The sequence below is a fragment of the Marivirga tractuosa genome, assembly GCF_042140215.1.
Lineage (GTDB): Bacteria > Bacteroidota > Bacteroidia > Cytophagales > Cyclobacteriaceae > Marivirga > Marivirga tractuosa_A.
This window is the reverse complement of sequence record NZ_CP159478.1, coordinates 66,030-78,925: the sequence shown is the minus strand read 5'-3', so window position 1 is coordinate 78,925 and position 12,896 is coordinate 66,030. Positions and strand designations below refer to the sequence as shown.

The following is a 12,896-nucleotide window of genomic DNA, read 5'->3' as shown; positions in this document are numbered from 1 at the left end:
ATCCTTAAAATACAGCTTGTTTTATAATCTGCAGATTTCTAATAGTATCTTGATGCTTTACTTCTATCATAAAAGTATCTTTCCCAGAAATAGAATTTCGCATATCACAGTATTCTTGCTCATTAAATGCGCTTAAGCCATTTACTGATAAAATTTCATCTCCTATTGATAAGTTCGATTTAGTAGCAGGAGTATCTTCCGTTAATGAACTGATCATTATTTTTTTATGCTTCTTAACAAAACGAGTTCCCATCCCAGCAGTTTTACCAATGAAATTCTGAACAGAATCATTAGGCTCAAGTAAAAGTAAATCATCTTTCCAGCTGATGGTAGTTTTGTAGTTTTTGAGAAACCCTAGACCCAATAAATTTAAACTATTAGATTCTGCGGTAATTGGGAAATTATTTATACTATGACCCGAACCCACAAAACTGAGCGTGTCAATTAGGTAAACCCTTCCTTCAAATTTCTCATCTTCAGCATCGCCTAAACCAGAAGCACCACTACCATAATACCTTTTTGAATCAAATGATAATGAATCTTCAATAATATATTTCTCTTCAATACTCAAATTTGAATTACTACCCAAATCAACTAAAGGGCTTATTATTTGTCCTGATTCAGATAATTTAATAGGTATTCTCAATTGATGTCCAAAAGAGTTTTCCGAAAGTTTGAATTTCAACGCATTTGGAGAAATAGAATCCTTATTGATTTCATCAGAAACAATGATCACGCTCTTTTCAAAATCGATTTGCCAATCAAGATGGCGCATAATTCCAGTACCTATTAAACCATAAGCTTCAAAACATTCTGCATTATTATCTACAGACTTTAGATGAATGTTCTCAAAAGTCAAACTTCCCAGTTGAATCTTATCCAGCTTCTTTATTCTTGACCAGAAGAGATTTCTACTTGCACCTATTCCAAATGAAAAACCATTATTCTCTAGTTCAATATCTGAATTTTCCTTATTAAAGATTATATTACTTGCCCCACTATCTAGAATAAAAGGATATGTAGTCGTATTGTCTTCTAGGCTTACATCTATTAAAATATGCCCTGAATTTGAATAGTAAAAGGGAATTGTATCATTATGATTTTCATTCACTATATCAGCATGTCCTAACTTTTCAAAATTAGAATACATCAAGTAGAAAAATGAAATGAATAGAAGTAGCAAGACTGCGAATGAAATCGAAAAAATTTTAAGACTTTTTTTTATCATTTTTTACTAAAATCTTGTAATTATGGTTCGTTTTGAAAGGATATTTAAAGTGAAAACAGTTTAATCAAACTTTGATTAAAACTATTCATACTCATGAAATAAACAAAATATTAAGTGATGAATTCTCGTGAATAAAAATAGCTAAGCTTATCGCCTCAAAAACTATAACCAACACTTACCCCAGCCAGAAAATGGAAGTCCGAACTAATCCTCCTTCCAAAAGTGGGTTTTGGAACTATTTCCCTAAATAAATAAGTCTCTAAAACGGGTGTCAAACCTACTCTAAATAAATAGCGACCATTCGGTTTTTGGTAACGATATCCTAAACGAGCAGAGATAAATGCATCCCAAAACCAGTTTACTGCCTCATTATCTTCATTTCTTAGAGCTTCCCTAATTAAAACCATACCTAATCCAGCCTCAAAGTGATGAGATGAAGTGAAATTATAAATTTGATTTATACCAACGGGCATCCAAAAATCTCTAAAGCCAACTGAAGCTGGATAGTAAGCTATCCCAATTTGTCCTGCTGTTTTATGTTTTCCTTTATCAACTAAGATACGTTCATAATTAAATGAATAAATAAGCCCATGTCCTCCTAATTCTAACTGAAGGCTGTTTTTATGTAAAAAACTAGGAGATTGTTGAGCCACAGTATTAAAGAAGGGTGCAATTACGAATAGTATTAATATTAATGTCCTTTTCACAGATTGGTCGGTTGATACTAATTCTTAACGTTTAAACTATTGAATATAGTATTCAGAATGGTTCCAGACCAACCTCTATGATCAATTTTTATCCTGTCTTTACTATTCACTTTTGTTAAATTAATTAGCTATTCATGTGTATAGTGTTTTCTTTAAATGGTCACAACTTGTCCCGTATTTATCGGGATGGAATTCAATAAATTTTATTCCTGCCAGAGGCAGGCAAGCTATCCTCGGTTGGTATGTTGAGAATTCTAAAAATTTATGCTCATTTCATAAGAATTTTCAGTGGATCCTGCTTTAAAAGCAAAGTAGTTTTTCGATAGAGATTAGGACTATAGGCTTTCAAAGCTTTGGGTCTTTCAAAGAAATTTTCAAGAAGCACCGCAAAAAATTCATGATGATCGATGGCTGCTGCCGATCTAAACAAAGAAGTATCTCCTTCTTTTATTTTAAACATTTCATATTCGGCCAAATCATAATATTTCTTCCAAAGTTTAGAATCTATAAAACCGTATTCGTGATTGGAAATCCTGTTTTCAAGATGGATGGCATGGGCTAATTCATGTATGCCTAAATTCACGCCATCCGATTCATTTGCTATACCTTCTACTAGGTTCTTCCATGACAGGACTATAATCCCAAATCGAGGATTCACCTCGCCTTTATGATATTGATTGTTTATAGTTGAATAATAATTATCAGGGTAAATTAGAATTTTTTTAAAATGTGATAGGTAAATGCGAGGAAGCCCAAAAGTTATTTGAACAGACAAAGCAGCCACCACTACTTTCATTTCTTCTGTTACTTCCTCCATCCCTCTATAAACAAACTTTTTAGCAGTTATGAACTGGCTCACACGCCAAATAAACTTTTTCTGATGTTTCAATTTGAGTTGCCTAAAATATGGAGAATATTTTTTCACCTTCCTTACTTGCTCCTGATTAAGACGGCCTCGGCCGAAAATACCGAAATAGTTTAAGGTTGCTTTTATCACATCCCTTACTGCCTTCAACATTAGAAGGACAATCAATAATGGAAATGATAAAGCAATTGCTAAAAATATATTATCAACCAAAACTTAAGGCAGAAAATCAGGTTTATCCAACTTATTATTGATTCTATATGCGGCATTTACCAAACCAACATGGCTATAGGCTTGGGGAAAATTTCCCCACATAGAACCATCAGATGATTTTACATCCTCACTTAATAAGCCCACATGGTTTGAATAACCTATCACTTCTTCAAATGCTTCCATAGCTTCTTCGGTTCTTCCCACGCAAGCAAGTGCTTCTACATACCAAAATGCACAAATCAAGAAAGTAGTTTCTGGCTCACCGAAATCATCTGCATGTTTGTAGCGGTAAAACAGTCCTTTGCCCACTCTCAAATCTTCCTCCAAAGCTTTTAAATGATCTTTAGCTTTTTGGCTATCATGTGGAATATAATTCATCATAATGAGCTGCAATGTACTGGCATCCATTCTATCCACACCTTCAGCTTGTGCATAAGCCTTACGGTTTGGCGCATAGCATTTCTCCAGGTGCGTAGCTGCTTGTTTTAATAACTTCTCCGCTTTTCTTCCCAATTCAAGCTCCCCAATTTCTTTGGCTATTTTCATGGCCGCGTGACTTCCTGCCCATTGAAAAAGATGAGTATAAGCATGCTTTTGCTTTAAGTTTCTGAATTCCCACAGCCCAGCATCAGCTTCATCCATGGTGAATTCAATTTTTTCCAAAATGGTTTTCAGCAAATAAGACGATTGCGATTTCTCCATATTAGCAAATCGCTTATCCGTATAAAGTGGCAAAATAGCCAATAATATTTGCCCATAAACGTCATTTTGAATATGGGTATAAGCATCATTTCCCACTCTAACGGGCAGATTTCCCATATAGCCAGGCAAATCCAATTCTTTTTCGATTATGGTTTCTTCACCAACCAAATTATAAAGTGGCTGTACTCTTTGCTTCCCCCTCATTGGAATATTGGTCAAATAAAGAAAATAATTTTCCATCTCTTCAAAGTGCCCAATATTGTTAAAAGCGGTAAGTGTATAATAAGTATCACGCATCCAACAATAGCGATAATCCCAGTTTCGGGTGCTTCCTGGAGATTCTGGCAATGACATAGTAGGTGAAGCAATTATACCTCCCGTATCTTCATATTGATGAATTTTTAATGCTAAAGAGGAGCGAATCACCTCTTCCTGATAATGTTGACCTATACTGGTAGACTTCACCCAATTTTGCCAGTAGAAAACAGTTTTATTAATGAAATTTTCTGCTGTTTCTTGTAATTCAGCTTCTAATGGCGCACCATAGGTCATCACCATATAACGGGTTTTGGTCAGCACAAAAGGACTGCTGTCCATTAACATATTAATAGGAATATTAGTCGTAAGCCTCAAGGTTTCAGGCAAGCCAAAATAGCGAATATGGCTGCTACCTCTTTCTCGGGTCAATTTCTTCTGTCCATAATCTCCTACAGGATTACAGACTACTCGCAATTGCGGCAATCCACGTAAAGGCTCAATTTTTCTAATGAGCATTTGCGGACGGTAATAGCGGTCAAATTGACGGAATCGTGGAGCACAATCAGTGATCTTATAAGCAAATTCATCGGTTTCAACCGTTGTTTCCAGAACATTTGTGTTCGGTATATAGGCTTGGTTTATTTTGTAATTTTCTGAAGTAGGTTTAATAGAAAATTCCCCGCCTTTTTCCCCTCCAATTAAACTACCGAAAATAAAGGAGCTGTCAAATCGGGGCATACACATCCATTTGATGTCGGTATCTTTGCCAATCAACGCCAAATAAGCGCAGTTTCCAATCATTCCGAGGTTGTAGGTATGTCTTTCTTGCATATTCTTATTTCTTAAAGTCTTAAATTTTTAAAATAATTAGATGGGAAAAAAGTAAAATGCCCTAAAACATCATTTGCCATAAACAATTTCACCCAAATTGGCATCGAAATTTTCAATTGCATCTTTTATCAGGTGAATGGCTTCCAAATAGAAATCAGGATTAATTTTATCAGCTGTGTCTGTGATTTTATGATAATCTTCATGGTCGTCTACCCCAAAATAAACAAATGGGATTTCAGCCTTATGAAAAGGAGCGTGATCTGAAGCTGTGACCCAATTGGGTTTTTTCTTTGGTTCATCCCTGCCAAATAATAACTTAATACTTTTGTCTTTTGCGGCTTCGGTTATCAAAGGTTTTAAAAAAGGTGTGAAATACGTGCCTACTGCATATAATTCATTTTTATCACCACGGCTTACCATATCTAAGTTAACATTCATTTTAATTTTGCTAGTATCCACTACCACAGATTGCATAAAGTGCTTTGCCCCCTGCAATCCCATTTCTTCTGCATCAAAAAAGGCGAAAAGTAAATTATTTTCGGGCTGGTTTTCTCTGAAATATTCAGCTAAAGACAAAAGAGCTGACACTCCACTGGCATTATCATCAGCACCATTAAAGATTTTGGTACTGTCTTTCATGCCAACATGGTCGTAATGCGCAGAAAGCACAATGAAGTCTTCACCGGTAAATCCTTCTATAAATCCTAGAATATTCACTGCGGGTATAGTGTCTTTCCCAAAAGTAAAGGACTGGGTATAATCCTGCACATAGGCCGAAACCCCTAACTTTTGTAGTCTTTGGATAATATAACTTCTTGCTATTTCATTTCCATTGGTATTCGTTTTTCTGCCTTGTAAGGAATCCGATGCCAAGAAATATAAATCATTCATTACCTTGGCGGAATCAGGAAAAACTAAAGTGGAATCTTTTTGGGCAATGCTTTGCTGCGTAATCAGCATCGCAATAAAAATAAGGCTAAATTTCAATGACTTCATCTTAAATAAGGTTCTGTTTTGTTGTTTCATTTTGAGTGACAAAGAATAAATTTATAGATAATGACGTTAAGATTCAGCCGATTATCCAAAAATCTTTAAATTTCCTGCGAATTTACTTTTATGAAACACTATATCTTTTCTGTTTTATTGATTTTTTTAAGCCTAACAGGCTTTTCTCAGGAGCCATTTCCTTTTTTAAATAAAAGCAAGCAATTACCCGAAGACCTCCTAAGCAAAAGGGCTGTTGTTTTCATGAATGTTAATTCATTGAAATGGGATGAAGAAGCGCAAAAGATCCATGATAGTTTTATAGAAATTGGAGTGGATGCAGTTGCTTATTATGCTTTATCCGATATTATGTCCGGGGAAGATGCCACCACTGCTTTTTATTCTGATATCACTGAAAGGAGCATAGAAAACATGCTGATTGTCCATCAAGCCGAAAATGGATTTGAGCTTTATGCCACTAAAATACCAGAGGAAGGTGGCTTCTTTCAAAAGGGAATGCAAGCGTTTTTTATGCAAGCTCCTTCATTACAAGAATTAGGTGCCGATTTAGAGATATTAGTGAATAAATCAGATTTGGAAAGAGAAAATTTTCTCATCATTGACGTACCTGAGACTTTCAAGCGGACAAATGTCATCAAATCTCGAAGGGTAGCCAATTTTAATCATGATATCAGAATAGATAAGCTGGCAGTCCCCAAATTTGAAGATAATATTATGCTTGATGTAGATGTGGAAAAAGCAAATGCCGAATTAGATTCAATTATGAAGGAGCATTATCCTTTCAAATACGGCTTAGTTGACCCTGAAATGAGTACAGAAGAAATGATAAGTGAAGGTTATTTGATGGTGCTCAAAAAACTGCAAAATAATGGTGAAAGCTTGCGCAGAATGTTGGGTTATGACTTATCAGAGGGCGAGACGATATTGATTTCGGTAAGAAATGGTGAGAATGATAAGGTAATGAAATACCGAATAGATGAGCATGTTCATAAATATTATGTACAACAACTTTATACCAAAGATATATATTTGGGCGAAAGTTGGGATGCAGGCAAAACTTGGCAAGAAGCACTAATTAACCATGTAGAAAATCTAAAGTCTAAATTGAAGAAGTAATTCTTTCTTTTATGGGACATTAAAATAGCTTAAAAGGCACGACATTTGATAACATAGTTTTACTAATAAAACTTAATAAAATTGAATATGAAAAAGCTTAATGTATTTATTCTCGCTATTCTATTGATTTCCTTTGTGACCGAATTGCGAGCTCAAGAGAAACCATCTGATATAAGTCAAAGAACTATTTCTGTTAGTGGAGAAGCGGAAAAAGAAATCCAGCCTGATATTATTTATTTTACTATTTCATTGAAGGAATATCAATTGAAAACAGGCAGCAAATTCGAAATGAATGAGTTGGAAAATCAATTGGTTAATTCAGTTGAAAAAGCTGGAATAGATAAGGAAAGCTTAACCGTTGAAAATGTATATGGTTATAACTACAGCTGGAATAAAAAGAATGAAAATAAAGATTTTATGGCAAGGAAGCAATTCCAGCTTAAATTGCCAGATGCGAAAAAATTAAATGTAATTCTTTCTAAAATTGATCCGAAGGCAATCGAATATGTGCGAGTAAGCCAATATACACATTCTCGTATAAATGAACTTAATCAAGATTTACAAGTGGAGGCAGTAAAAAATGCTAAAGCTAAAGCAGAAGCATTGTTAAAACCTTTAGATGAAAAGGTAGGAAAAGTCTTAGAGGTGTCTGAAAATCAGCAGAATTTTCAACCCATTCATTACAAATCCTATCAAAACAACCGCATGATGTCAGTATCGGCTGATGAAAGTGCTTCAATGGAATCTGACCTAGATTTTAAGAATATCAAATTAAAAGCAGAGGTACATATTGTCTTTTTGATTCAGTAAATTGTAAATAAGCTTATATATTGCAGCTGATTTAATTTGTGTCTATTAGGCAATAATTAGAAATACTTGAGTTATTGTCTAATAGATAGCACTACATGGAGATTTTTACTAATAAAACTTTAGAATCTATATAAAAGACCTATACTATGCAACCAATTGAAATCAGTAGCTATGAAGATTTTAAAGCCTATGAAGGACAAGAATTAGGCGTATCTGATTGGCATACCATCGACCAAAAGCAAGTAAATCAATTTGCAGATGCCACTCTAGACCACCAATGGATTCATCTAGATGAAGAAAGAGCTGCTAAAAGTCCTTTCGGAGGTACCATTGCACATGGATATTTGACACTTTCATTAGCACCTTATTTATGGGAGCAAATTGCAAATGTCACAAATCTGAAAATGATGATTAACTATGGAATTGAGAAAATGAAATTCAATCAGGCGGTGAAGGTTGGTTCTTCGGTTAGATTGAAAGCAAGTTTAAATTCAATAGTGGATTTAAGAGGGGTTAGCAAAGCACAAATTGATATAGTGATGGAAATTAAAGATGAGAAGAAACATGCATATACAGCATCTCTCATATTCCTATATCATTTCAATTAATATTTGATATTCAAAGTTCTTAAAGAATTTATTAAACTTTAAGTGCCTATTTTAATAATAGGGATAATTCCAATATCAAAAATTAGACAGTAGCTTCAATGTTGCTGTCTTTTTTCACTTCTTCAGATGCATAAGTTGGACAAGTTCTCTGTGCACATGCTGAAGCAAAAAGTATTAAACCTGATATTGCTGCGAATATTTTTATAGATTTTTTCATACGGCTCTTTTTTTTAAATTATTTATACGACAAATTTAGGTTGATATTTATAGATAAAAAAGACGGATTGCTTGTTTTGTTACTTCCTTCCATTTATTACCTCTGCTGGGAACTAAAATCGATAAACGGTGTAAAAATATCATTAAAAGGTAGAAATCTTAAGATTAAAATTTCAGCACTTGTAGTTTTACCTGTAAGTTTAGGTTTTTAACTGTCGCTACATTAATAAAGTTTACTTTTGCGCATAAAATAATACATCAAAGCATATGTTATTTAATTGTTAATTGCAGGATAAATTTAATTTTTAGAGAAAAAATTTAAATCAAAACTTTCTAAATCCTTATTTTTGAAAAAATACTCATATGAAAAACTTCATCTCATTTATATTTATTGCCTTAATGGTCATTTCTTGTGACTCTTCTAAAGATAAGAGTAAAGAAACTCCTGAAGAATCCAAAAAAAAGGACTTACAAGTTCCCTCTTTTAATGGAGGAAATGCTTATCAATATATTCAATCACAAGTGGACTTTCTGCCAGAGTACCGAATACAGCAGCTCATGCCGAAACGGAAAAATATATAATCAATCAATTGGAAAGCTTTGGGGCTAAAGTTCAAACCCAAAAGTTTGAAGCTGACACTTATGATGGGGAAGTATGGGATTTAACCAATATCATTGCTTCCATTCAGCCTGAAAAAAAGAAACGCATTTTATTAGCTGCACACTGGGATACTCGAAAAATAGCAGATAAAGATACTAATAGAAAAGATGAACCAATTGATGGCGCAAATGACGGTGGCAGTGGAGTAGGTGTGATTTTAGAAGTCATTAATGCCATTCAAAAAGCAAAGAACAAACCTAATGTAGGAATAGATGTGATATTTTTTGATGGAGAGGATAATGGGGAACCTCAAGGTTTAGCCAGCAATGATCCATCTAAAACATGGTGGTGTTTAGGCTCGCAGCATTGGAGCAAAAATAAGCATGTCCCGGGTTATTCAGCATATTATGGAATCCTATTGGATATGGTAGGCGGAAATAACGCACAGTTTCATAAAGAGGGTTATTCCATGAACTATGCTCCTAGTATAGTGGAAAAAGTATGGAATACGGCTGATCAAATTGGATATGGTAATTATTTCATCAACAACCAGGTTGCCCGTATCACAGATGACCATTATTTTGTAAATGAAGTGGGCAAAATCCCTATGATCGACATTATTGCACATGATCCAACCTCAGGCGATTTCTTTCCTGATTTTCACCATACACATAAGGACAATATGGATATCATCTCACAGGAAACTTTAAAGGCTGTAGGGCAAACTTTATTGCAGGTAATATATGAAGAATAATAGGGAGCGTTAAATCAAAATATAAACCTATACCTATTTTATCAGTTAGTTAAAAGGAACTTATTTTTTAACTAACTTGATACTGTGCTTAAATTTTTCAAATGGTTCTTCGCATATATTTTACTATTACTAATCATTGGAATAATAGTAGGTACTTTCTACTTTAAGTATAATTTAAAACCCAAAATCCAACCTCTTGTTCAGAAGGAAATAAGTAACAAGCTTCAGGATAGTGCAGTTTTCAGTTATGAGGATTTAAGCATAAATTTTCTCAATAAATCAGCTAACATCACAAATATAAAATTCTCTTTAGTTGATAAAGAAAAACCTGAAGATACAATTGCACGTCTAACTTTAGACGAAATTTCATTCCAGATAGGTAATAGTTATTTTGATTTCACCTCTTTGGATAGCCTCTCTATAAAATATTTGAATCTGAAAAATCCTGAAGCATTTCTACCGATGGATACTGAAAAAATACGAATAAAGGATTCTAAGGAGAAAACTGAAAAACAAATCATCTTATTTCTTAAAAGCATAAATCTGAATGAAGGAAATATTGCTTTATATGATAAGCCTAATGAAAAGGTTGGGCTTTTGACTACTGGAATAAAGATAGATTGTGACAGCTTATTGATAGATGAAAACTTTTCTTTGGAGAATTTCTCTCCAGCTAGTTTTGGTGCATCTTTATTTAATGTTGATTATCGATTAAAGGATGATTTTCACAGAGCAAAAATTGAATTAGTAAATATTAATTTTAGTAAAGGAGGTATTGGTTTGAAGAATGCGGTTTTTGAACCAATATACAGTAAAAAGAGATTTGCTGAAAGAAAAGGAGTTGAAAAGACATACCTTAAAATTAAAGCCGATAGCCTGACTGTTTCAGATTGGAAGTGGAAGGAACTTGAAGGTGTATTTGCAGAGGAAATTACATTAGTTGGTGGTAATTTATATGCTCATAAAGATAAAAATTATGAGCTTCCTGATGACCGATTTGTTCCAATTCTAACGGAGGAATTAAGAAAATCAGATATTCCTATCTATATTAAAAAAGTAAAAGTTGAAGATTCTTTTATCGGGTATGAACAGCTTTCAAAGGGAAAGGAAAAGACAGGAAAGTTACATTTTGATAATGTTGAAGGGGAAATCACCAACATTAGTAATGTAAAAGATAGCATCAAAAACACAGGGAATAGTCTTACAATCGAAGCTTCTGGTAATTTTTATGGTAAAGGTAAATTAGAAACCACTATGAATTATTCTTTAGAATCTTCAGCCTTTCAAATTGAAGGTAGCTTATCCGAAATGGAGATTGCGCCAATTAATAATTTCATTCAAAACATTTATCCCGTAAAAGTTAAATCAGGGAAAACAGATAAGGTTGAATTCGATTTTTCTGGGGATAATATAAAATCTAAAGGAGAGCTCAGATTTTATTATTCAGGTTTGAAGCTTGAATCAGAAATTAAGGATGAAGAAGGAAAATTATTAGATAAAGCGGTCACCAAGGTAGGCAATTGGGTTTTAGCCCAAAATAATCCAAAATCAGAAGAAGATGAAATGGAAATCGGTCGTTTTGAACATGAAAGAGATACTCGGAAGTCCATGTTCAACTTTTGGGCTAAAAGTGTAGTGGCAGGATTTAAAGCTACTTTTGGCATTGATGAGATCGAGGAAACGAAAGAGAGAATGGAAGATGAGGATAAAAACTTCTGGGAGAAATTGGGCTTTGGAAATGATGATTAGGTTACCTATATCTTCATTAAGACCACCATCCTCCTATATGGAGAAATAAAATTACTTTGCGAAAACTTTGCGGCTTAGCGACTCCCGACTTAAAGTGCGGGACAGGTTTTGCGAGACATTTTTTGCGTCAAAGACGCCTGCGGTCAAGTATTGTTATCCTGCGGTCAAGTATTGTTATATAATAGCAAAGAGGAATGAAAGAAATTGCAAGATTTAATTTGAATGTCAAATGTTTCAATAATAACTTATATTTCGTCAAAAAAAGACCTTAAAACATCTATAATGAGAACTATAGCTTAAAAAAACAACATGCTTAAAATACCACTTAGCATGATGACCTTACAGAAGTTGCTCAGAAAATGGTAATGCTTAATAGTATCCGCAAGACTTAATTTGTGAATAAAATAAATAACAAAAAGCGTCAATCCTGAGAAATAGAAATATAAAATATCATTTTCCAGAAACTGAGTCATATAAAAAATCAAGAAGTAAAAAACTGAAATAAGAATATACAAAAGCAATTTTGTCTTTCGAATTCCCCAAATAATTGGCAGCGTTTTGCAACCAAAATTGGCATCGCCTTTCCAATCTTCCATGTCTTTTATAATTTCCCGAATAAGACTAATAGCAAAAGCAAAAAGTGCATAAGTATGGACTAAAATGGGTTTTTGTCCGAAGTAAAGCGAAATTATTGAAATTGATAGACCTGTAAGTCCTGCTACTATTATATTTCCGATCAATGGCAATCTTTTTAATTGATTGGAATATAACCAGAGCATAAAAGCTGCTCCAAAGTGAATGGCTCCAATTTTCCAATCTAAAAATGATCCTATAATGATGGCCGAAAAATTCAGGAAAGTATGCCAGAAAAGAACTACTCTTCGTTTGATTACTTTTCCGACTATTACTTTTTCGGGTTTATTGATGTAATCAATTTTTACATCATAATAATCATTGATGATATAGCCAGCCGCTGCTAAAAAGACAGTACTTAAACTCAAAAGAAAAAGCTCAAGATTGAAGATGTGTATTCCATCCAGTAAAAATAGTGCCGTAAGGTATTGAGTAAGCACTATGATAAGCAGATTTTGAATACGAATCAGCTTGACAAAACCGGGAAATGAAAAGTTTTTAGGCAACTGCTGTGTCATTTTAAAGCTTCAACTGATTATGATTTAAATTTCACCAATCAATTGCTTTTGTCCTAATAGGGTGACTTTTATTTTTCGGAAA

Annotated in this window: 13 protein-coding genes; 6 read left to right on the top strand and 7 right to left on the bottom strand. The window is 33.8% G+C overall.

Annotated elements, in window-relative coordinates; translation table 11 throughout:
• Positions 1-4: 4 nt before the first annotated feature.
• From ABWH96_RS00375 to ABWH96_RS00355, 5 genes are all read right to left on the bottom strand, one after another.
• Positions 5-1,150, bottom strand: a complete 1,146-nt coding sequence (locus tag ABWH96_RS00375) for a PDZ domain-containing protein (RefSeq protein ID WP_375579565.1) — start codon at positions 1,148-1,150, stop codon at positions 5-7.
• A 233-nt stretch (positions 1,151-1,383) separates the two neighbouring features.
• The gene (locus ABWH96_RS00370; RefSeq protein ID WP_375579564.1) at positions 1,384-1,935 is read right to left on the bottom strand and encodes a hypothetical protein; all 552 of its coding nucleotides are present in this window, start codon (positions 1,933-1,935) and stop codon (positions 1,384-1,386) included.
• A 268-nt stretch (positions 1,936-2,203) separates the two neighbouring features.
• Entirely contained in the window at positions 2,204-2,953 is a 750-nt protein-coding gene (locus tag ABWH96_RS00365) for a zinc-dependent peptidase (protein ID WP_375579563.1), read from the bottom strand.
• 63 nt (positions 2,954-3,016) lie between these two features.
• Positions 3,017-4,804, bottom strand: a complete 1,788-nt coding sequence (locus tag ABWH96_RS00360) for a glycoside hydrolase family 15 protein (protein WP_375579562.1) — start codon at positions 4,802-4,804, stop codon at positions 3,017-3,019.
• Between the two features lie 69 nt (positions 4,805-4,873).
• Positions 4,874-5,800: a M20/M25/M40 family metallo-hydrolase gene (locus ABWH96_RS00355; RefSeq protein ID WP_375579561.1), complete on the bottom strand. Its 927-nt coding sequence runs from the start codon at positions 5,798-5,800 to the stop codon at positions 4,874-4,876.
• Between the two features lie 120 nt (positions 5,801-5,920).
• On the opposite strand from ABWH96_RS00355, the gene ABWH96_RS00350 reads away from it, so the two are divergent.
• The 3 genes from ABWH96_RS00350 (at position 5,921) to ABWH96_RS00340 (ending at position 8,343) form a co-directional block, all read left to right on the top strand.
• A complete protein-coding gene (locus ABWH96_RS00350) occupies positions 5,921-6,925 on the top strand; it encodes a hypothetical protein (protein WP_375579560.1) in 1,005 nt (334 codons plus the stop codon).
• An 87-nt stretch (positions 6,926-7,012) separates the two neighbouring features.
• Positions 7,013-7,735, top strand: a complete 723-nt coding sequence (locus ABWH96_RS00345; RefSeq protein WP_375579559.1) for an SIMPL domain-containing protein — start codon at positions 7,013-7,015, stop codon at positions 7,733-7,735.
• A gap of 146 nt (positions 7,736-7,881) precedes the next feature.
• Complete coding sequence (locus ABWH96_RS00340) at positions 7,882-8,343, top strand: MaoC family dehydratase (RefSeq protein ID WP_375579558.1); 462 nt, start codon at positions 7,882-7,884, stop codon at positions 8,341-8,343.
• An 82-nt stretch (positions 8,344-8,425) separates the two neighbouring features.
• On the opposite strand, the gene ABWH96_RS00335 is transcribed toward ABWH96_RS00340, so the two are convergent.
• Positions 8,426-8,560 carry a hypothetical protein gene (locus tag ABWH96_RS00335; protein WP_375579557.1) on the bottom strand — a complete coding sequence of 45 codons (135 nt, stop codon included), beginning with the start codon at positions 8,558-8,560 and terminating at the stop codon, positions 8,426-8,428.
• 362 nt (positions 8,561-8,922) lie between these two features.
• Between ABWH96_RS00335 and ABWH96_RS00330 the strand changes: the two genes are divergently transcribed.
• The 3 genes from ABWH96_RS00330 (at position 8,923) to ABWH96_RS00320 (ending at position 11,663) form a co-directional block, all read left to right on the top strand.
• On the top strand, positions 8,923-9,141 hold the full coding sequence (locus ABWH96_RS00330; RefSeq protein ID WP_375579556.1) for a hypothetical protein: 219 nt from the start codon (positions 8,923-8,925) through the stop codon (positions 9,139-9,141).
• Positions 9,142-9,149: 8 nt separating this feature from the next.
• Positions 9,150-9,914 (top strand): M28 family peptidase, encoded by a 765-nt coding sequence (locus ABWH96_RS00325; protein WP_375579555.1) that lies wholly within the window; start codon positions 9,150-9,152, stop codon positions 9,912-9,914.
• An 84-nt stretch (positions 9,915-9,998) separates the two neighbouring features.
• Complete coding sequence (locus ABWH96_RS00320; protein WP_375579554.1) at positions 9,999-11,663, top strand: hypothetical protein; 1,665 nt, start codon at positions 9,999-10,001, stop codon at positions 11,661-11,663.
• 296 nt (positions 11,664-11,959) lie between these two features.
• On the opposite strand, the gene ABWH96_RS00315 is transcribed toward ABWH96_RS00320, so the two are convergent.
• Complete coding sequence (locus ABWH96_RS00315; RefSeq protein ID WP_375579553.1) at positions 11,960-12,814, bottom strand: geranylgeranylglycerol-phosphate geranylgeranyltransferase; 855 nt, start codon at positions 12,812-12,814, stop codon at positions 11,960-11,962.
• Between the last annotated feature and the right edge of the window lie 82 nt (positions 12,815-12,896).

Bases quoted from the DNA above. Each gene is read 5' to 3' on its own strand.
- ABWH96_RS00375 (WP_375579565.1), bottom strand. From the start codon at position 1,150: ATGTATTCTAATTTTGAAAAGTTAGGACATGCTGATATAGTGAATGAA.
- ABWH96_RS00365 (WP_375579563.1), bottom strand. From the start codon at position 2,953: ATGTTGAAGGCAGTAAGGGATGTGATAAAAGCAACCTTAAACTATTTC.
- ABWH96_RS00360 (WP_375579562.1), bottom strand. From the start codon at position 4,804: ATGCAAGAAAGACATACCTACAACCTCGGAATGATTGGAAACTGCGCT.
- ABWH96_RS00355 (WP_375579561.1), bottom strand. From the start codon at position 5,800: ATGAAGTCATTGAAATTTAGCCTTATTTTTATTGCGATGCTGATTACG.
- ABWH96_RS00350 (WP_375579560.1), top strand. From the start codon at position 5,921: ATGAAACACTATATCTTTTCTGTTTTATTGATTTTTTTAAGCCTAACA.
- ABWH96_RS00345 (WP_375579559.1), top strand. From the start codon at position 7,013: ATGAAAAAGCTTAATGTATTTATTCTCGCTATTCTATTGATTTCCTTT.
- ABWH96_RS00340 (WP_375579558.1), top strand. From the start codon at position 7,882: ATGCAACCAATTGAAATCAGTAGCTATGAAGATTTTAAAGCCTATGAA.
- ABWH96_RS00335 (WP_375579557.1), bottom strand. From the start codon at position 8,560: ATGAAAAAATCTATAAAAATATTCGCAGCAATATCAGGTTTAATACTT.
- ABWH96_RS00330 (WP_375579556.1), top strand. From the start codon at position 8,923: ATGAAAAACTTCATCTCATTTATATTTATTGCCTTAATGGTCATTTCT.
- ABWH96_RS00315 (WP_375579553.1), bottom strand. From the start codon at position 12,814: ATGACACAGCAGTTGCCTAAAAACTTTTCATTTCCCGGTTTTGTCAAG.